13 protein-coding genes are annotated in these 20,390 nt (G+C 38.3%); 1 reads left to right on the forward strand and 12 read right to left on the reverse strand.

Annotated features, from left to right (window positions below):
* Positions 1-79 precede the first annotated feature (79 nt).
* Positions 80-553: a YdeI/OmpD-associated family protein gene (locus R2Q84_RS03625; RefSeq protein WP_316815168.1), complete on the forward strand. Its 474-nt coding sequence runs from the start codon at positions 80-82 to the stop codon at positions 551-553.
* A 54-nt stretch (positions 554-607) separates the two neighbouring features.
* On the opposite strand, the gene R2Q84_RS03630 is transcribed toward R2Q84_RS03625, so the two are convergent.
* From R2Q84_RS03630 to R2Q84_RS03685, 12 genes are all read right to left on the reverse strand, one after another.
* Positions 608-1,192, reverse strand: a complete 585-nt coding sequence (locus tag R2Q84_RS03630) for a hypothetical protein (protein WP_316815169.1) — start codon at positions 1,190-1,192, stop codon at positions 608-610.
* 451 nt (positions 1,193-1,643) lie between these two features.
* Complete coding sequence (locus tag R2Q84_RS03635; RefSeq protein ID WP_316815170.1) at positions 1,644-3,152, reverse strand: TlpA disulfide reductase family protein; 1,509 nt, start codon at positions 3,150-3,152, stop codon at positions 1,644-1,646.
* 22 nt (positions 3,153-3,174) lie between these two features.
* Positions 3,175-4,707 (reverse strand): PKD-like family lipoprotein, encoded by a 1,533-nt coding sequence (locus R2Q84_RS03640; RefSeq protein ID WP_316815171.1) that lies wholly within the window; start codon positions 4,705-4,707, stop codon positions 3,175-3,177.
* Between the two features lie 12 nt (positions 4,708-4,719).
* Entirely contained in the window at positions 4,720-5,469 is a 750-nt protein-coding gene (locus R2Q84_RS03645; RefSeq protein WP_316815172.1) for a DUF4843 domain-containing protein, read from the reverse strand.
* 11 nt (positions 5,470-5,480) lie between these two features.
* Positions 5,481-6,920, reverse strand: a complete 1,440-nt coding sequence (locus R2Q84_RS03650) for a RagB/SusD family nutrient uptake outer membrane protein (protein ID WP_316815173.1) — start codon at positions 6,918-6,920, stop codon at positions 5,481-5,483.
* 18 nt (positions 6,921-6,938) lie between these two features.
* The gene (locus tag R2Q84_RS03655; protein ID WP_316815174.1) at positions 6,939-10,331 is read right to left on the reverse strand and encodes a SusC/RagA family TonB-linked outer membrane protein; all 3,393 of its coding nucleotides are present in this window, start codon (positions 10,329-10,331) and stop codon (positions 6,939-6,941) included.
* A 235-nt stretch (positions 10,332-10,566) separates the two neighbouring features.
* Positions 10,567-11,688: a FecR family protein gene (locus tag R2Q84_RS03660; protein WP_316815175.1), complete on the reverse strand. Its 1,122-nt coding sequence runs from the start codon at positions 11,686-11,688 to the stop codon at positions 10,567-10,569.
* 112 nt (positions 11,689-11,800) lie between these two features.
* A complete protein-coding gene (locus R2Q84_RS03665; protein WP_316815176.1) occupies positions 11,801-12,394 on the reverse strand; it encodes an RNA polymerase sigma-70 factor in 594 nt (197 codons plus the stop codon).
* Between the two features lie 254 nt (positions 12,395-12,648).
* Positions 12,649-13,794 carry a glycerate kinase gene (locus tag R2Q84_RS03670; protein WP_316815177.1) on the reverse strand — a complete coding sequence of 382 codons (1,146 nt, stop codon included), beginning with the start codon at positions 13,792-13,794 and terminating at the stop codon, positions 12,649-12,651.
* Positions 13,795-13,805: 11 nt separating this feature from the next.
* Positions 13,806-14,765, reverse strand: a complete 960-nt coding sequence (locus R2Q84_RS03675) for a D-2-hydroxyacid dehydrogenase (RefSeq protein ID WP_316815178.1) — start codon at positions 14,763-14,765, stop codon at positions 13,806-13,808.
* A 101-nt stretch (positions 14,766-14,866) separates the two neighbouring features.
* A complete protein-coding gene (locus R2Q84_RS03680) occupies positions 14,867-17,230 on the reverse strand; it encodes a glycoside hydrolase family 95 protein (protein WP_316815179.1) in 2,364 nt (787 codons plus the stop codon).
* 498 nt (positions 17,231-17,728) lie between these two features.
* Positions 17,729-20,230: a hypothetical protein gene (locus R2Q84_RS03685; RefSeq protein WP_316815180.1), complete on the reverse strand. Its 2,502-nt coding sequence runs from the start codon at positions 20,228-20,230 to the stop codon at positions 17,729-17,731.
* Between the last annotated feature and the right edge of the window lie 160 nt (positions 20,231-20,390).

Genomic DNA, 20,390 nt, shown 5'->3' on the forward strand with positions numbered 1-20,390 from the left:
AAAAACCTCAAATTGATTACATTTGCATTGAATACAGTAAGGGCTCGCCTTTCTTTTTTAATCAAATTCAATATTATATATGAAGCCATTGATTGAAGGTACATTTTTATTGAAAAAAATACCGGGGAAGGGTGGCTGGACATATATTAGACTACCGGGAGTTGACTCAGGTTATAAAGGCAAGTGGGGAACTGTTAAGGTAAGTGGTACAATCGATAATTATGAGTTAACCTCCTACAGTCTGATGCCTATCCGCAACGGAGGATTATTTCTGCCTGTGAAAGCAGAGATCAGGAAAAAAACGGGTAAACAAGAAGGCGACCAGGTACATATTATACTCTACGCGGATGAACAAAATATTCCGGTAGCTACTGCTGAGGACTTACTGTTGTGCTTACAGGACGAACCTGAGGCTCATCAAATTTATATGAGTTATACCGAGGCCGAACGAAAAGCCTTTCTGGATTGGATCGATGAAGCAGCTCTAGACGATACTCGGGTTCAGCGCATTGCACAAACCATAGATATGTTGCTTAACAAACAGAAAAAGTAGTCAGTGGGAAGGGGCATACGGACTATGAACACAGCTGTAATTTTCAATTCATCTTCAGCCATATACTATCACCTTATCATTCCTATTCATCCCAAACCCAAGGGTCACACTTAACGGGAATTTTTTACAGGGTATATCCGTAGGGAACCATTCCCTACCGGTTTCAGACAAAATGAGCAAAGCCTGCTCATCTCCCAAGACAGTAAATTTCTCATGGGGAATCTGTTTAGCAAAAACAGGGACCTGATAATCGGCCATCAATTGATCTGCATACCCCAGCACATCATCTGCGACCAAACCGATTTCACTGATACATTTCACGCTCTCCCCCCTAAATGACAGGTAGGTTTCATATTTCAAGTCATGCCTTGCAATCCATTCCAGCACATTTTGGTTGTTGTCATAAAAATATATAGAATGTGCATTCCATCTTGGGAAATCAACTATTTCCAGTCCATTTACAGATAACAATTTAATTCTGGCTTTCAACCAGATTAGTGCCTCCTTAAACTGATGTCCGGGGATGTTAAATGCAAAGTGATAAACCGGATGTGATACGTACTCATTCTTAACAAAACACAGGACAGAATTTCCGGCATAAAAACTAATGCTATGCTGGCCCTTGTGTCGAATCTTCAACTCTAGACTTTTAGTATAAAATAACTCGGTCTCCTTAAGATGATTAGTACTTAACTGTATTTCTTTGATGTACATCTCTGCAAAAAACTATGTCTTATTTAAATAAATGAGTAGTAATCTCAAGCGTTTCAGCAGATGGTATAATCTATAACAATCTACCTCGTTTTTGGTTCAGAAATCTTTGAACAAACCCCAGTCCATGTTTGCTTAAGCAAGGAAAATGACGTGAAACTTCCCCTTCTTTTAATTACAATTTTCAGCAGATTTTTTGCGCTTCAGGATTTTCGGCAATTTTTTAATTAATCATTCTAAATTATGCCAAACGAACAGTCACAAATTTACCTTAATGCAAAAAAACTATGAAATACGGTGATAAGAAAATAGCTATCCTTCTTTTTACTTTCATAAAAAGAAGGATAGCTATTTAGTCATACTACTAAGTAGTTTGAAATTATTTTAGTGTTTTCTCTAACAATGCTTTTAACTCCACGCTCGACGGACGTGGAGCATCAATTGCAACAATTTTTCCTTCTTTATCAAAAACCATAAAACGGGGAATGGCATTTATTTGATAATTTTTAGCAATTGCCGATGAAAACGCAGCTTCTCCAATTAGCTGTACCCCTCCAAGTTTTTCTGATATAACCATGTCCTCCCATTTTTTCTTATCCTTCATATCATCTATTGAATAACTCACAAACACAACATCTTTTCCTTTCATTTCTTCTTCCAGTTTTTTGAGATGTGGTATTTGAGCCTTACAAGGTGCACACCAGGTAGCCCAAACATCAACCAATACGACTTTACCTCTTAGATTACTTAGTGAAATCACCTTACCCTCAGGAGTTTTCCCTGAAAAATCTGGTGCCACATCGCCGTCACCAACCTTCTTCATATCTAAAAGATGCACCTGAAGCAATTGCTTTTGGACGTCTGTTAAAATATAAGGTTTATAATTCTCCAATTTTTCACGATACAAAGGATCATTCTTTTTTGCAAGCAATAAGTCCTTCTTTAAAAAAATCCAACCCTTAACGGTATCATTCTCAATATTCTCTTTACAAATTTCAGAAAGGGTTTTATTGTTCTTTTTAATTTCACCATTTACTTTAGTTCGATTGAAAACAGATAAATAGTCTGCATAAACGGACAGAAATGACTGACCAAAGTTATATTTAAAAATATCTGTGTTCTTGAAATGCTTAACAGAAGATAACCTTCCGTAAATAGCGGGATACTCTTCATAGGTCGGATACACATACCTACCTATAAAAAGGAAACGGTACATTTCAAATTCAAATTCAGCCTCAGCCAAACCTTTCATCAGGTGGTCAAATGAAGTATTACCAGTTTTAAGTTTTGAAACAAAAGCATTTTTCTGTTTTTCTATTTCAGGTAATAATGGAAAAATGTCCTTATAAGTCCTAACATTTTGGCCATAAGAATTAGCAAATGTTAACGGACGCATAATTTCACTCCACTGCTGTAACTTCTTATTTTCTTTATCGTTTGCAGTTTCTATAGTATAGCCTTCCTCTACAATATCAAGCGTAATTTTCTTTAAGGGTGGACTTGCAACACCATCTCTGGGAGGAGTATCATTTATCCATGAGGTCTCCTTACGCGTTTCCCCTTCTTTTATATGAATAGAAGTACTTTTACCAGCTGTCAGGTATAAACGATAGAGCGGTTTAATACCTTTTCGTTCATCTATGCTGATCATGTAAAATCCACTATATGGAGCGGCAAAATAAAATCCAAAATCACCACCTGCGTCTAAGTTAACCTTTGAATGCAATACTGTATCCCCTTCTCTCACAGTATATAGTGCAATTTTATTAGGCATTTTCTTCATAGAGACCTTCCCCTCTATCATTGCCATTTTACTTTTTTGTGCAAATGTATTTTGTATAAATAGAACAACGAATAACACCGTTGCTATTTTAATTAGTTTTCTCATTATATGTAATTTTAATTATTTCCTAATACGAATTATACAGGTATGTAAAAAGCGAAGGAGAAGTATAAATTATATCTCCGATGTTACCACTACCATTTAATGTCATAACTGGCGTAGCATTAAGATTTCCTGCTGTTTTACCAAACATCCTTACCTTGTAATTGCCACCCAACGATGAGCCAACTAAAATGTAATTAAAAGAATAGGCTGATTCTTCTCCAAACCCATTATATACCTTGTGGCGTATATAAGTAATTGTCTCACCAACTGGAGCAATATATTGTAACTGTTCTACATTGCTGACTAGATTGCGAGACCATAACTGATTACCTCCGACCACAAAATAGATCAAGGATTCGTCATTTACATTACTGGTAATTAAAGTTGCATCATTCAACTTTTCAGTATTCAATATTGGAACAAGACTGGTGACTTTAAAAACTGCTGTACTTACGGTAAAAACACCTAACCTTTTTACGGAAGTAGTTTTATCCTGAAACAATGCAACTCCCTCAGTGTTGGACTTCACACCCATATACAATAATGACTGATTATTTTTATTAGCAGACAATAATGTACCTGGTGCATCTACTACAGACACCAGCATAGAAGATGCTCCAGAGGTTGAAACAAAGGAACTGCTTGTTTCATCAAAAAAATACTGGCCTCCAAACGCATGAGAAAAAAAGTATTTTGATAAATGATAACTATCATTAGTCGTATTCCGTTGTTGAGCTATGTTAAACAAGCCGAGATTTGCAACATTGGACTGCAGTGCATGCAACTGCCCCGCATTCACAAAGAGATATGAACTAGTCCCCGGCCCTATAAAGGTCGGCGATTTAACCACTGGTGCAGGTCCTTGAAACATCCCGTCGAAATCATGAATTTCTAAAAGTGTATTGACATTCAAAACACTAGCACCTTTATCTGTGGTCATAAATAATACTCTTGTAGCTGCCAGCGGATATTCAGGACTTCCATTCACTGTTGATTGGTATTCAGCACTAAAACTAAGATAGCGTGCTTTTCCTTCAACTTGTTTTCCATTTATACTACTAAATACGTTATTCAATTGAGATGAAGGTACAAGAGAAGTTGGGGTTAAATAAAGATCCAGATCAGTTTTAGCACCATTATCCTTTAAAATATACCATCCACGGGTAAACTCTGTATCAATACTGATTGGATAAGTAAACTGCTGCTGAAAGCCGGTTGCTATATTTTTTGCACCAAACACCAGCACATAACTTCCTGGATTTTTTGTAACCACATAATCCAGATTTAAAGTTCTGCCAATCGTATCTGCAGGTAGCTGAGCTCCTCCTTTATTATAAATTGCCCAAAAATATTCAAATTTTGCCTCCGCTTTAGATGATGATACCACAGGGTTGATCTTAAAATTTGAATTAAATAAGACAGTATAAGCAGGTTCGATTCCTTTAGCAGTTATGACTTCATTAGGTGTATATTCGTAATTACCTTTGTCTTTATAACATGACATAACAAGGAAAGATATAGTTATCCCAAGTAATAATATGATTTGTTTTTTCATGTCTTTTCTAAATTAGTATATGGGAAAGGTGATCAGGTCTTTGTTTTCATCTCTGAGTGGCTCCTCATGAGTGTTGTTATATTCATTCAAAGCCTGAACAAAGAGTGCATTATAATAATAAGCATTGGAATAAGCCGCAAGGATTAAAGCGATATCCGCGCTATCCCACCTGAGATCAGAATTGGCAATAATAAATTTATGCTTTTCTACACTGTAGGTTCCTAAAAAGCTAGGCCAGTTGAATGGTTTACTCAACTGTTCTGTAAATATAAGTTTACGCCATAAATACCCTGACACCCCCACTTCAAAGTCCCCATTGGCGACTACATCGAACATCAAGGTAAGATTCGTTGTTTCTAATTTTTCCGTACGAAGCATTACAATAGGAATACGTGTTTTTACGGCTCCGGCCTTCATCACATACCATTTGCTTAAGTCAGGATCGGAAAACTCCTTATAATCAACCCCAGGAAGCGCATTTATTACACCCGAACCTGTTGTTGCTACTTGTCGCAAACTGATTTTCCTGTCCTTTGCAACAGGCCCACCTAAGGCGTAAATATCAAACCAGGCTGTATCTTGAGTTGCACTGGTTTGGCTGTAATAAAAAGTGAAATTTTGTGTGCTATCAACCAGGCTTCCAACTACAGCAGAACCAAAGTCAATCATCTGCTTACCTGAATATTGTTTAATTTCTTCTTTTTTACAGGCACCCGTGGTTAAAATGACCAGGGCCATTATGAAATATTTAATGAGTTTCATACAAATAATTTTTATGGTTGTAATTCCGTATTTGGTAACGGAAACAAATAGTTCACATTATAGGTCGCTGGTGTCCATTTAGGCACCATACTCGCTGTTGGCGTATTCAATCTTTTATAAGCGTAAAAGGCTTGTCCTTCGGCAAAAAACTCCTTCCGATACTCAGCCAATAACGCATTTTTCACTAAGACAGGATCATTAGATAATGTGTTTGGAGCCAAACCACGTGCAGCGCGGAAATTATTCCAGAGTACTTGTGCATCCGACAGATTTGTCGCAGTTTCAATTGCAATAAAATAAATTTCACTCAAACGTAACATCGGTATTCTGTTAAAATCAGATAGATTCGTTGCAGCCGGAACATTATACTTTTGAATAACATAAGCATTTCTTCCACTAAGCTGGGGAACCAATAGCCATAACTTCGTCTCACGTATATCCGTTCCTGTAGCACCGTACAATTGGTTGGTTACAGTAGTTGCGGTAGTCCCACGCTTTAATATTCCATTGGCAAACGTATTGTTATATACCGTATTCAGGTTACTGTTATGCAGGCCAAAAACCTGTTCTGCACTCAATTCATTATCTTTCTGACCAAAATCTGCAGAAGTCCCTAAACGAAATTTAAAATTACCATCTGGATCCTTTGCCGATATTACTGATGAAGCACTTTCATAGGCTTCCTTTGTACTTCCAAACCATAAATACGCGCGTGCCTGTAAAGCTTTCACTGCGTAATAGTTCATCTTTAAATGGCGATAATTAAAAGGATTGTCTTCACCTGAAGATAAAGATTTTAAAGAAGAGGTAAGTATCGGATCTACTCCTTTTAATAAGAATTCTGCTTCGGTCAGGTCCTTGATCAGCATGTTTTGAAACTGAGTAAAACTAATCAATGGATTAGATTGTGTGGAGAACGATGTAACATAGGGCGGTAATTTACCCCCTGTTGATGATGTCGGAACAGGGCCCCATATCCTCATCACATCAAAGTGACAATAAGCCCTCAATGCCAGGCATTCCCCTTTTACGATTTCATATAAACCGGGTGTTTTAAATATCGCTTTGTTCTGATCAATCTGATCAAGTATTGCATTGATATTAGCAATTATATTATACTGCTGTTTATAGATGGCGAGCATCTGTGTCTGAACGTCGGCATCAAGATAATTTCCCTGCGTCAGCTTTTGTTCCAAGGATCCATTTGTTACATCCCAGTTAGCAATTAAATGCTCTATAGTTGTCATACTTAGTGCCTGCCCATAACTGGATGCCGAATTCATTGTGGTATAAATACCAACAAGAGCCTGTCGGAAACCAGTTTCTGTAGTTAACAAATCATTAAGTTGTATTGATGTTTTAGGCTCTACTGTAAGCCATTTTTTACAGGAAGTAAAAGTAGTTAAGGTCAATACCATGACTACGACCGACATAAACCGTATATTGTTCATAATATAAGTTTTTTAATATTAAAAGATCACTTGTAAATTCAATGAGGCGTTCCTACTGAAAGGATAACTCGTTCCCCGCTCCTGTTTAACTGTAGAGAGATAAAAGGGGTTACTGATATTGATCCCTGCAGAAAAACGCTGAATTTTTAGTTTATTTGTTAAGGCACCTAATGCAAAATCATAGTTAAGAAAAATATTATTACAGGTTAAAGTACTTTCATCCTGAACAAATCTTGAAGAAACTAATGTTGGTGTAGTATTATTTAAGCCTTTGTACCCTACAATATCCCCTGGCTTTTGCCAACGATCATTATATACACGTGAATCTACATTATAACGATAGTTAGCGTTTTCGACTTTATTAATAAGTGTAGCATTGTATAATTGTCCGCCAAACTGATAACCGAAGATAACATTAGCGGTAAAAGATTTATACCGGAACATCGTGCTGAAAATCCCATTTATATCAGGATTGGTATTTCCAACTGCACGTAAGTTTGCCGCACTCCATATATAGGTAGGCATACCATCTTTATCCAGGTACATTTCCTTACCATTACTCGGGTCGATTCCTAATGATGGAACCGCCCAGATGGTATTGATCGAATAACCTTCTATATAGGTATTTCTAGGCTCGGTAACCTGACCAACAGTGCTTGTCAGAGCTTGTGAAAGCGCCGCATTCTGTGCTGCGACTAAAGCAGGTGAGAGTTTAAGAATCTTATTGTTATTGTGTATAAACGAAGTTGTTAAGCTCCAGCTAAAATGATTAACGTCTCGTAAAACAAAAGCTGTAGCAGCAATTTCATAACCAACATTCTGCATACTCCCAACATTGTTAATATAGCTATCAAAGCCATTTGAAGGTTGCAGATAGGCTGAGGACACCATATTAGTAGTTTTGGTTCTATAAAAATCACCTCTTAAAAGCAAGCTTCCTTGCAATAAAGAAGCATCAAAACCCAAATTATACTTTTTTTGTTGTTGCCAACGTAAATCAGGATTACCATAGCCTACAAGCGTAACACCAACTGAATTGTTATAACTGGTACCAACCATATAATTGTAAACGGTTTGTGCCTGATATGGACTAAAGTTTTGAGAGCCTGTAACCCCTACAGAACCACGTAATTTTAAACGATCTATAAATTTCAACTCCTTAAAAAAGGATTCCTTTTCCAGATTCCAGCCTGCACCTGCAGACCAAAATGGAGCCCAGCGTTTTTGAGAACCAAACTGTGAAGCACCATCCTCGCGAAAAGCAAAGTCAACAAAATACTTTTGGTCATATACATAGTTTGCATTAGCAGTAATTCCAATAGTCCTCATTAAACCCTCTGCGGCTAATGGCGCCGCTCTGTTAGCAGGGTATTGCAATGCACCTCCTAAAAACCCATCGAGCGGATTCCCATTATACCCCACAGCTAAAAAGCTATAATTAGTATTGTTATTTTGACTTATATCATAATTAAGACCGGTAAAAATCAGGTGTTTTTCTCCTATAGTCTTAGAATAAACAAGATTTAGTTGTCCACTATACCCCATTACATCCCCCACACCATAGGTATAATCGCCTTTCAATGCCTGATCGGCGACGGAATAACCAAGAAATGCGGTATTATTTGCAGACCTGAATACATCACTTTGGCTGGTAGTTTTCGTAACACTCAATTGACCTCTTAGTTTTAGTCCTGTAGTAATTGAATAATCTATAGCCGTGTTATTAGTCAAATTAAGACTTTTAGCTTTATTGAATGAATTGGTAGAAGCATTAAACAATGGATTTGCTGGTAAAAAAGCTTTCTCTCCCCAAAAACCATAGAGTCCATCATAATTACCATACTCTTCTCCTAATTGCCGGGTTACTTGTCCATAGTTGTCTGTAGGCACATAATAAGGAGCAGCTCTCGCATAATCACTAAAAGACCCATAAGGGGATTCTGCATTATTGACAATTCCCAGAAACAAACTATTCGTAAATTTCACGTTCCGGGTTAAATAGGACAAATTGATGTTTTCATTAAAAGTATTCCTTTTTGATCCCTTCATTACGCCACTTTTCTCAATATAACTTGTGCTTAACGAGTATCTGATTTTATCCCCCCCTTCAACAACTAAATTATGGCGTTGATCAACCCCTACTTGTAATGGTTTTGATAACCAATAAGTATTGACTCCATTATTTACTGAATTTAATACATTATTATAATACTGTGTTAACCGGACATCTGAAGCCGGAACAGCTCCTTTAAACAAACCTACTTCTTGTTGCAGACTCAGTAATTGCTTTGAATTTAGCAGTTCATAAGAACTGAGGTCAGGTAACTCCACAAATAAGTCAGTTCTATAGCTCACCCTTAACTTTCCGGCAAGAGGAGGTTTAGTCGTAACGACCACAACACCATTAGAACCTCTTGATCCATAAATTGCGGTGGCGGAAGCATCCTTCAAAATAGTAATACTAGCTACAATATTAACATTCATATCCATTATTCTTTCCTGAGGAACCTCAAAACCATCCAGGATAAATAAAGGCGTATTCAAAGCTGCAGCTGTTTTTTGATCCTGCAACTGGGCAGGAGTTGGATTTCTTACTTGCTGAGAGGAATACTGCTCGGCAGTTGGTAAACTGGAAGCCCCACGAATTGTAATTTGCGATAATGCATTAGGATTTGACCCGACAGCATTATTCACAACAAGATTAAATGCCGGATCAATATTCCTTAATGCTGATAAAATATCACCGCTACCAGATTGCAGTATTTGTTCTGAACTAATGGTTGTGGCTGCGCCAGTAAAGGACTCTATAGGTTTTTCAAAGATACCAGTACTAATAGATACACCTTTGAGCTCTAAAACTGATTCATCCATTATTAAATTAATACTGTTTTTTGCTGTTAAAGTAAACTCCTTTGATTTATAACCTACAAATGTGAATACTAAAACATCGCCTTGATTAGCATCTATACTGAAACCGCCTGATTTATCAGTTACAACGGTCTTCTTCGTCCCTTTAAGTAGTATGTTAACACCGGCTAACGGTATTCCTTTAGCATCTTTTACTGTACCGGCATATCTTGTTAGTTGAACAGCTACAACCTCTGATTTTAAAGGTTCAACCTTTTTTCTTACAAGAATTGCTTTGTTTTCAATGGAGTATTCTAATGGTTGCCCGGTAAAAATCATTTTCAGGACATCCCTTAACTCAACATCTTTAGCTTTAATGGTTACCGGTTTTATATTTTTTAAAGTAGCTGTTGAGAACAGAAAATCATATCCTGTCTGTAAACTAATTTCCTCAAAAACTTTTTCCATTGACGCATTTTTCTTCGTTAACGAGACCCTTTGGGCAAAGGTAGACGCATTAACTTGTAGCAATGTGGTGATCAAAATGAAGGTGGTCAATTTCATTATGAATAGAATTTTAGCTGCAAAGCGCCTATAGGGCAGCCTTACAGAAATTTTAGAATAAAATCTGTACATTCGTTTGGTTTGTTTTTTATGCACTGCACCTTTCATTGTCCAGATGGGTAGGTACACTGCTGGTTATCGTTGATTTTTATTATTGATGATTAAATTCCGACCATCTGCCCTTCTGGATTCAGTCAGAAGGGCTCCTTTGGAATCCTTAGTTTAGTATATACTTTTACATAACTACGACCTTCCTTTCCTCTAAAGTAAAACGCACTGTCCCGGAATATTCCAGCATCTTCAGTACCTGGCTAATATTTTTATATCTGGAAATTTTACCACTAAAGCCTTCTTCCGGAACCTTCCCTTTATATATTACCTTTATACCATACCAACGAGAGAGTTCACGCAGGATACTTTCAATCTTTTCATCATTAAACCGGAAATAGCCATTCTTCCATGCGACAGCTTTATCGGTATTGACTTCAACCACATTTAAAGCGCCACCATTTACCACTGACTGCTGGCCAGGCTTAAGGATTACACTTTTCCCTTCTTTAGTTACGTTTACACGCCCTTCAAGCAAGGTGGTTATTATTGAAGGTTCATCATTGTAAGCATTGATGTTAAAATGCGTGCCTAATACTTCTACAGTTTGCCCGGCAGCTATCACACGAAATGGTTTTAATTTATGATGAGCTACTTCAAAATAAACCTGACCAGTTATCTCAACTCTTCTTTCACCACCAACAAAACTTACCGGGTATCTTATCGAAGAGGCAGCATCTAACACTACATTTGTCCCATCGGATAAAACAAGCTTGTACTGGCCTCCAAGTGGAGTAGTTATGGTATTATATTCAAGATCAGCATTTATTTTTTTTGCTTCTGTATCTGAAGAATAAACCACTTTCCCATCTGCAGTTTTACGGATTTCAATTTCATTCTCCGATGCCAGTTTCCCCTTCCTTGCCTCTGTTAAAACAATTTGCTTACCGTTTGACAACGTCAAAACAGCCTTATTCCCTCCTGGTCCTACATCATACTTCTGAATTTGAGCATATTGTTGATCCGGGAGTTTCTTATAATTCAGGAAATAAGTACCAATTGATAAGATTAAACCAATAGCAGCAGCGGCAGCTACAAATTTCGGCCATAATCGAGCTTTACGGCGCTTAGCATGTTCTAGTAATTGAACATTAATGTGCTCTAAGTCAGCAGAAAGTTCTTCAATAGAGAAATTTAAAGATCCTGTTCTATGATTGATGTACCAGGTTTCTACCAAGGCCTCTTCATCAGGCGTGCACTCCCCCAGACTATACTTTTTTAATAATGCGATAATGTCGTTATTGTCCATAATTGCCGTCAGACGGAATTAATTATCCGACTTGATACAGGTATTGACCCTTAACTGGGGCTCAGGATGTAGACAATGCGCAATAAAAAACACAAACAACTAAAAATCAACATTATAAAATTTTAAAAAACAATAAAAGCCAGACTATAATTCCCAATTTTTCACGTAAAATTTTGAGGGCATTACTAATCTGCCGCTTCACAGTTGTATCTTCAATTCCCAATTGTAAAGCAATTTCTTTATGATTTAAGTTGTGTTTTCGACTTAAAATAAAAACCTCCCTCATTTTTTCTGGAAGTTCTGCAATTTCTTTTTCTATAATTGCAGCAAGGCTTTTCTCCCTTATACTGTGGTCTGTAATGCACTTCCCTTCATTTAGCGTTTCTTTAACAGAATTAACATAAGCAGACTCCACCTTCTGATGGGCGATATATTTAATGATACGATTACGCACTGAGGTATACAAATAACCTGATAAATGACTTCTCAAATCAAAGTTGGCCCTTTTGTCCCATAGCGCCAAAAATAACTCCTGAACTATATCTTTTGACTGTTCTCTATCTCCAATTCTTCTTAATGCATGAAGATACAAAACCCACTTATACCTATTATAAATTTCAGCATAAGCAATATGATCATCTTTTTTCAACAAAGAGACTAATTCTGGATCAGTATAAGTAGCATATCCCGCTTTTGTATCCTTCATAATTATACTAAAGAGCCAATATAATAATAGAAAAGAATTTATCCCTAAATGGAGAACTTAAAAAACATCAGAAATAAAAAAAACTGCAAATTATAACTCGCAGGTTTAGTAATTATATAGGGGTGGCAGGATTAGCCAACACCAAAATATCTAACTGATAATAAACACATTACAGATAACACGTATTTAAAACACCTCAGTGAACATCTCCAAATTCAGTATTTCTTCTACAAAGAACTACTGAACCTTTTATATCAACATCTTTTCTCCTGCATCAAGGCCAGCATATTACCCAATGTTTCAGCTGTCCGCGTAAGGTTATCTGCTGTACATGCCAACGCAGTTGCGAGATCGCTGGGCTGGTTTCCAATAGGCATTAATACATCAAAATACGCCTGTAAATTTATATTCCGATCCAGTGGCACCTTTCCCGCGAAAGCAACAACAGGCAATCCTTTAAGTTTGGCATGGTACGCTACGCCAAAAGGCCCTTTTCCCTGTAAGGTTTGCTCATCAATACTCCCTTCCCCGGTAATGACCAGATCTGTCCGCTCCAGTGCCAGATTAAAATCTGTAAGTGAAAGAAAATGATCTATCCCATTTACGAGTCTCGCATTCAAAAAAGCATATAAACCTGCTGCTGCCCCTCCTGCAGTACCTCCGTACTTTATCGCAGCCATATCCCTACCTGTATGGTGTAAAGCCACGGCCGAGAGTTTGTTAAGCGCCTGATCCAATTTTTTCACGTCATCCGGGGATGCACCTTTTTGCGGGCCGAATACAGCTGCAGATCCTTTGTCACCTAATAGCATATTGTCTACATCGCACAAAACAATCAGCTCACATTTCAATATTCTTTCGTCTAGTGCTGAAAGGTCAACAGTAGCCAACTCGCCAAGATCTTCAGGAAGAATGGTTAACTCATTGCCGTCCGCCGCTAAGAAACGGACACCAAGGGCACGCAAAATACCCGTACCGCCATCTACAGTAGCCGAGCCACCCATGCCGATTATAATTTTTTCAACGCCCTGGTCAAGTGCTTTTCTGATCATTTCCCCTGTACCGGAAGAATTGGCATGCAGAGGGTTAAACTCTTCAGGTTTAAGTAACCTTATACCCGATGCGTCTGCCATTTCTATAACTGCAGTTGCACCATTATCAATCAGGCCAAATACAGCATTTATTGGTCTGCCTAGCGCGTCGTGTACTGCCGCATCCAACAATGTGCCATTACATTTTTTTATAATTAAAGTTCCTGTACCATCCCCGCCATCGGCTATCGGGAAACATTCAGTAGTAATATCGGCCTTACTTCGCCTTAAACCTTCCTGGATAGCAAATGCTGCTTTTTCTGCATTCAGAGCGTGTTTAAAAGCATTGGGAGAAATCAGTATATGCATAATGCCTTCAGTTAGAGATTCACTACGTTTACAGGATTCCCATTTTTATAGGCATTCAGGTTGTCAATAGTTATTTCCATTAACCTGGCTCTCGCTTCTTTTGTTGCCCAGGCGATGTGAGGGGTAATGATGCAGTTTTTTGCACCAAAAAGCGGGTTATCCTTTGCAGGCGGCTCAACAGAAAGCACATCGAGGCCCGCTCCGGCAATTTTACCATTGTTCAATGCTTCGGCAAGATCCTCTTCAATAATGACAGGCCCCCTTGAGGTATTCAACAGGAAAGCGCTGCTTTTCATTCGCTGTAAGTTTTCTTTATTGATCAGTCCTTTGGTTTCAGGTGTTAAAGGGCAATGGATACTGACAACATCTGACTGCTCCAGCAGTTCGGGTATTTCTGCCCACTTAAAGTTACTTCGGTGAGACTGATCTGTCCGGTTCCGGCTTGTTCCAATAACTTTCATTCCAAATGCAGTGGCCACATCAGCAACCTGCCTGCCTATATCACCAAATCCGATAATCCCCATCGTTTTTCCTGTCAGTTCAACCAGCGGATAATCCCAGAAGCAAAAGTCTGTAGCGGAAGCCCAGCGGCCGGACGTCACAGCATCACTATGGCGCTGCACACGCAGACAAAGCTCCAGTAAAAGGCCAAAGGTCATTTGCACTACAGATGGCGTGCCGTAACCTGGTACATTACTTACTATTATCCCCTTTTCCCTGGCCATTCCGGTATCCACTATATTATAGCCAGTGGCCAGCACTCCAATGTATCTTAAGTCCGGAAGACTGTTTAATGCCTCTGCGTTTACCGGTGTTTTATTGGTAAATATGACATCCGCCCCTTTTGAGCGTTCAACAACTTTATCTACCGGGGTACGATCGTACAGGGTTACTTCACCGAATTGTTTTAAACCGTCCCAGCTCAGATCCCCGGGATTCAATGTATATCCGTCTAGTATTACGATTTTCATATATAATTTTAAATAAGTAATGAAGCTATCACAAACTTAATATTAATTATAATATCAGGAGCCTGTTTATCGAATGGAAGATAAATTGGGTGTCTGCAATTTTAGGATTTCAGACTTTTTAAAACCAATGGCTTGCTACGACTTACCTTCACTTTTTTCACCTTATCCTTATAACGAACACGCACCTCTTTATTTTCATCTGCATATAAAATGGCAGAGATCAATTGTCCATCACTCCATTTTAAATCTATGGTTAAACCGTCACGTGCTCTCAATCCTTTGATTTCACCAGTATTCCATGAAGCAGGGAGTGCAGGGAGAAGATGAACTTCCTGGTTATGACTTTGTATCAACATTTCGGCGATACCTGCTGTTCCTCCAAAGTTTCCATCAATCTGAAAAGGAGGGTGGGTATTAAACAAATTATTAAGGGTCGTTTTCTCCAGTAACAACTGTACATTGGCTCCAGCTTCCTCCCCATCTAACAAACGAGCATAAAAGTTAATCATCCAGGCCCTGCTCCATCCCGTATAGCTCCCCATTCGGTTACCTGCATTCTCATTATAAAATCTACGTCTCTCAATCGTCCTTTTAGCTGCCTCAAAAATATCCTTTTGATCTTCGGTGATTGTCTTTCCTGGATATAACCCAAAAAGATGGGATATATGCCTATGACCCGGTTCTACTTCTTCATAATCTTCAATCCACTCCTGAATGGTATTGTACCTGGCACTTATCTTAATCGGTGGCAATTTAGATTTTACCGTTTTCAGCCTTTTCGTAAATTCAGCTGTCTCTCCTACTACTTTACCTGCTTGAAGGCATGCATCTAAAAGCTCATTGATAATCTGTGTATCCATGGTTGCTCCATAAGTCAACATGAAGGTTTGTCCATCTGCCATTCTGTATTTATTTTCAGGCGAGTTGGATGGTGCAGTTACCAAATATCCATTTTTATCCTCAACTAAATAATCTAAAATAAAATCTGCAGCTTCTTTCATTGATGGATAAGCTTCCTTCTTCAAATACTCCTTATCCTTGGTAAATAAATAATGATCCCATTGATGTAGTACCAACCATGACGCTGCTATCGGGAAGGTTCCCCAACCTACCCCATCTGCAATGGCTGTCCGGCCAAATGCATCAGTCAAGTGATTCATTGTCCATCCCGCAGAATTATACGTTTTTGCTGCCGTTACTCTGCCTGGTTTACGCAAGGCTGTTATAAAATTTGAAAAAGGCAGAACTGTTTCTGACAGGTTTGCAACCTCGGCTGGCCAATAGTTCATTTGAATATTGATATTCGTATGAAAGTCCGAGCTCCAAGCGGCATTCATGTCCTGGTTCCAAACGCCTTGAAGATTTGCAGGAAGCACTCCTGGTTTACGTGAAGACCCCATTAATAAATAGCGACCGTATTGAAAGTATAAACTGATTAAAGACGCGTCTACCTCTCCCGCTTTCACCCGCTCAAGGCGTTCATTTGTTGGTAAACCAGAGACTTCACCCATGTTGAAAACAACGCGATCAAACATTTTCTGATGATCCTGCACATGCCTAAGCTTAGCATTTTCAAAGGAAAGGCCTTCTACATTAGCCAGAATTTCTTTACAACGAACCAGAGGGTCAATATTGCGATCATAATCGAGCTTTGCAAAGTTATAATCTGTTGCTGCTGTAAAATAAAACAAGACCTCATCTGCCCCTTCCACAAAAAAAGAATTGGCATTGGTTACCATTGTTCCTCCCTTATTAATACCCCGTACCAGACCTCCAAATTTCATATGTAATCCAGTATCTCCGCCTTCATGCATGGGTAAATCAGCAATCTGTCCTTGTATCGTCAGTTCTTTTGCTCCACTTGGAAAAGCTGTAGCATCCTGTTCCCGTTCATATGCAAACCGAAAAGTAAGCCGGCCAGGTTTACTGGCAGATAACCGCATCACCAGAGCATTGTCGGGTGCGGAAATAAAGACTTCTCGTTTATATTGTACGCCATCAATATCATACTGCACTGCAGCAATTCCAGTTTGCAGATCCAAAGATCTCTTATAGTTTCCAATTTGTTTGGATGGTATACTATTATTTAAAAACTGGATTTGAAACTGTCCAAACGACTGATTGGATCGAATCCGCAAAGGATCACTTCTTAAATACTTTTCCGAAAGTTTGGCGGCCTGGGCAATGTTGCCCTCTAGGAGCAAACGCTGTATTTCAGGCATCTTACTTGCTGCATCGGCATCAGCTTCCGTTTTTGTACCCGCCCATAAGCTTTCTTCATTGAGCTGAATGGTCTCCTTATTCCAGTCGCCATACACCATAGCACCCATACGTCCGTTCCCAACAGGTAATGCCTCGTTCCAGTCTTTAGCAGGGGCTTTATACCACAGTATGTGATCTTGATGTTGCGCCTGAACCTGAATTGCCAGCAATAAGAGTATCAACACATACAATTGTTTCTTCATTTCTTTAAATAATTTATTTTCTATCATTCACGATTGTTTTCTAGCTATAAACCTGCTGTTTCAGGTCTTGAATAATTAAAAAGATCAAGTAGCACAAGGCATAACAGCATATCCGTTACTCTCTTTATAGAAAACCTAAATTAATGGCAACTCAGACCAAAATCAATGGATTAAACTACTTTTTTGTTGGACTATTGACTTATTAAAGGTTTCTGGCAAAAAGCATTAATGCTTCGAATAATAATATCTGGAGATATGGCATTTAAGCAAAAAAGGCCTTAATAGATAAGGCCTTTTGTTCAGAACGATAGTTCTGTTTGTCGGGGTGACAGAACAATTTTCGAACCATTTCTCACATGATCTGAAAAAGTTAGCCTTTATATAATTCTAGTTAACCTGGGACTTTCTATAAGTTGGCAGGTTTCATTTTTATCCCCATTAGTGTTCCGACCAGCACGCCGACGATTAATCCCGAAACATAGTAATAAATTGCTTATATTATGCTTCTATAGCTTTATCTGGCGTATAATGCCCTTTAGGCAAAAAGGGCTTTTTATAATTCAGCCCGGTAAGCGGCCTGATTTTAAGTAATCCTCCCATTTTAGCAATAAAACCAAGCAATCCGAAGTAATGCATTTGCTGTAACTCATTCTGTGTTAAAAAACGTTTGTATTCAACACATAATTGCCCATATTCTTTAATGGCATTTTCTCTTGTGTAAAATCCCTTAGGTTTGTACATAATTTTAAGATTCAGTTTTTGCGCAACTTCATAAAATGTGCCATGGTATTTATATACTCCGTATATCAGAGAGGCTTTTCTTTCTTTTCTCAACTCCCGGTCAAAAGGAATCCTTCCATATTTCTTCACTAAAGGCAACAATTCCTTTTTTACATTCTTCAGATCTTTCCAGTAATGGCAGGGAATAATATCATTGTTGGTTAAAACATTTTTACGAGTCGGGGTTGGGAAAGCATCCAAAGCTATTGCTAAAACATTTTTTTCAATTGTATCAAAATCCCTGTAGAAGAAATTCTTCGCAATAATCCTGTAAGTAAGATTCTGTTTTTCGTAGAGTGCCTTTTTTAGCTCAAGTTTTTCAAAATAGTCTGGATGTTCTTTGGGGTCATACCCACATATTTCAATATAAGTGTCACCGATCAGAAAATCATAGCGGTAGTTGGTTGATGGAAAAATACGTTCGTTGACAGAATGGGGAATATTATGTTTGAAAAGGATATTGTCAAAAAGGCATTCATATCCACTATTAAGATAATGATTGTCATTCGATCTGAAATATCCGATGGACGGAACGTTCAATAGATCTATATATCTTCTCACGCCACCCTGCCTCTTTATGGCACATGCAACATCACCCTTTCCCAGTGCCTTTAGTACATTGTTGCTTGGAATCCGGCCAAAGCTTTTGATAATAGGCTTTAAAGTCTTTACAATCCGTTGATCTGTCCAATAATTTTGCCTGTTAACAGTTAATCCTAATTTATATTTAAACACATTAAGGCCTCCGAATTTTGCAACTGCCCCCAGCAAATCATTTCTTCCTAAATCGGATAAATTGTTCTGTGTCATTACAACTCCATTATTACTTAGGGACTTTAACTCCCGCAGCACTTCTTTTTTAGACCACTCCTCTTTCTTCATTCCTATATTCAAGCCAAACTTTTCACTGATATTTCTCAGACCTTTATGCTTATATATGGCGCCTATAAGATCATGTCTATTCTGCTGCCGAAGCTTATCAATAATCTCCCCTTTAGATATGATGTTCTCATCGATAAATTCTTTCAACTCCTTTCCTGTATTGCTTAGCGTCCAGTAGTTTTGGGATTTTCGATCAGTGGGAATATTGAGTATTTCCTTGATGGCATTAATATTTCCAAAGAACTTAAAACCCGCGCTAGCCAGACCACTCTTGCCCATTTTGCTTAACTCTTGTACTTTCGGAAATTTTCCCGTCTGTAAATAAATGTCGCTATATTGCGCTATAACCTTTTCCTCTGTCCACTCTTCCCTTGGTCTCTGACGGACTCCTACTCTTTCTCTATAACCCGGTAGCTGTAACTTCTTCATAATAGCAGCCTTCAAACCAAGCATATTCAATTTTCCCAGATTCTTTTCAGTTATCGCCATTCCGGAAGACTTAAGTTTTCTTATTTGAGCAGATACTTCTCTCTCTGTCCAATCGTTGCTATTTAATTTTAGCCCTAGTTTTAATTTTTTGTTCAGTCTATTGAATCCTCCGGCTTCATTTACAGCTGAAAATAGTTTAGGGTTCCTCTTTTTCAATAGCACGCCAATAGAGTTATTTTTTAGTTCGCTCTTATTTTCAGTACAGAAAGCTATGAATGATGTAATGACTTCCTCTGTTGTCCAGTAACCGGGAGGTTTACGGTCGCCAACCAGGTTGGCAGCAACTCTAAGTGCACTAAGACTTCCAAATTTTTCATAGATAGCCTTTTCCATCTCCTGGTAGCCATTTGCTCTAAGTTGTTGGACCGTAGGAATCGTTCCCAGCTTATGAAATAGCCCTTTGTAGGCTTCAATCATTCCTTCCTTACTCCAGTTCACTTTCTCTTTAGCGAGTCCCATCTTCCTTTTGAAGTAGTTGATTGAACCTCTTAAAGCTATTGCGCCAGACAAGTCATTCCGCCTAAGTGCCCTTAACGTCCGATCCGTTATTTTATGTCCTGCGTTGTATATTAACCAGAGCTCTTCCAATATCTTTTCTTCCGTCCAATAATTTTGTCGTAATAGCTTCAATCCCAGGCCAAATTCTTCATTTACCTTGTTTAATCCTCCAAATTTTTGTGAGGCATGATATAGGTAGGATCTATTCTTTTCAAATAGAAGTGTTGTAAGTGAATGCTCCTTCAATGCATCTTCATTTTCGATGCAGAATTGTTTTAATTCCTCCAGGAAATTATCAATCGTCCAGTATGATTTAGTACATGGAATTCGCTTCTTTGTTACTTTTTTCATTGTTGTAAAAAATCTAGCTATAAATAACCAGGGAATAACAATTTGGTTTGCACATTCTTATTGATATAAAAAAGGAGAAAACCATTAATTCGTTTCTCCTGGAGTCGACTTGGCGGGACAATTTCCGAATCTTTTTCTGCACGATTTGAGGTTATTGGCT

The organism is Pedobacter nyackensis (assembly GCF_032678475.1).
GTDB lineage: Bacteria > Bacteroidota > Bacteroidia > Sphingobacteriales > Sphingobacteriaceae > Pedobacter > Pedobacter nyackensis_A.

Bases quoted from the DNA above. Each gene is read 5' to 3' on its own strand.
- R2Q84_RS03650 (WP_316815173.1), bottom strand. From the start codon at position 6,920: ATGAACAATATACGGTTTATGTCGGTCGTAGTCATGGTATTGACCTTA.
- R2Q84_RS03685 (WP_316815180.1), bottom strand. From the start codon at position 20,230: ATGAAAAAAGTAACAAAGAAGCGAATTCCATGTACTAAATCATACTGG.
- R2Q84_RS03640 (WP_316815171.1), bottom strand. From the start codon at position 4,707: ATGAAAAAACAAATCATATTATTACTTGGGATAACTATATCTTTCCTT.
- R2Q84_RS03665 (WP_316815176.1), bottom strand. From the start codon at position 12,394: ATGAAGGATACAAAAGCGGGATATGCTACTTATACTGATCCAGAATTA.
- R2Q84_RS03625 (WP_316815168.1), top strand. From the start codon at position 80: ATGAAGCCATTGATTGAAGGTACATTTTTATTGAAAAAAATACCGGGG.
- R2Q84_RS03675 (WP_316815178.1), bottom strand. From the start codon at position 14,765: ATGAAAATCGTAATACTAGACGGATATACATTGAATCCCGGGGATCTG.
- R2Q84_RS03645 (WP_316815172.1), bottom strand. From the start codon at position 5,469: ATGAAACTCATTAAATATTTCATAATGGCCCTGGTCATTTTAACCACG.
- R2Q84_RS03655 (WP_316815174.1), bottom strand. From the start codon at position 10,331: ATGAAATTGACCACCTTCATTTTGATCACCACATTGCTACAAGTTAAT.
- R2Q84_RS03680 (WP_316815179.1), bottom strand. From the start codon at position 17,230: ATGAAGAAACAATTGTATGTGTTGATACTCTTATTGCTGGCAATTCAG.
- R2Q84_RS03670 (WP_316815177.1), bottom strand. From the start codon at position 13,794: ATGCATATACTGATTTCTCCCAATGCTTTTAAACACGCTCTGAATGCA.
- R2Q84_RS03660 (WP_316815175.1), bottom strand. From the start codon at position 11,688: ATGGACAATAACGACATTATCGCATTATTAAAAAAGTATAGTCTGGGG.
- R2Q84_RS03635 (WP_316815170.1), bottom strand. From the start codon at position 3,152: ATGAGAAAACTAATTAAAATAGCAACGGTGTTATTCGTTGTTCTATTT.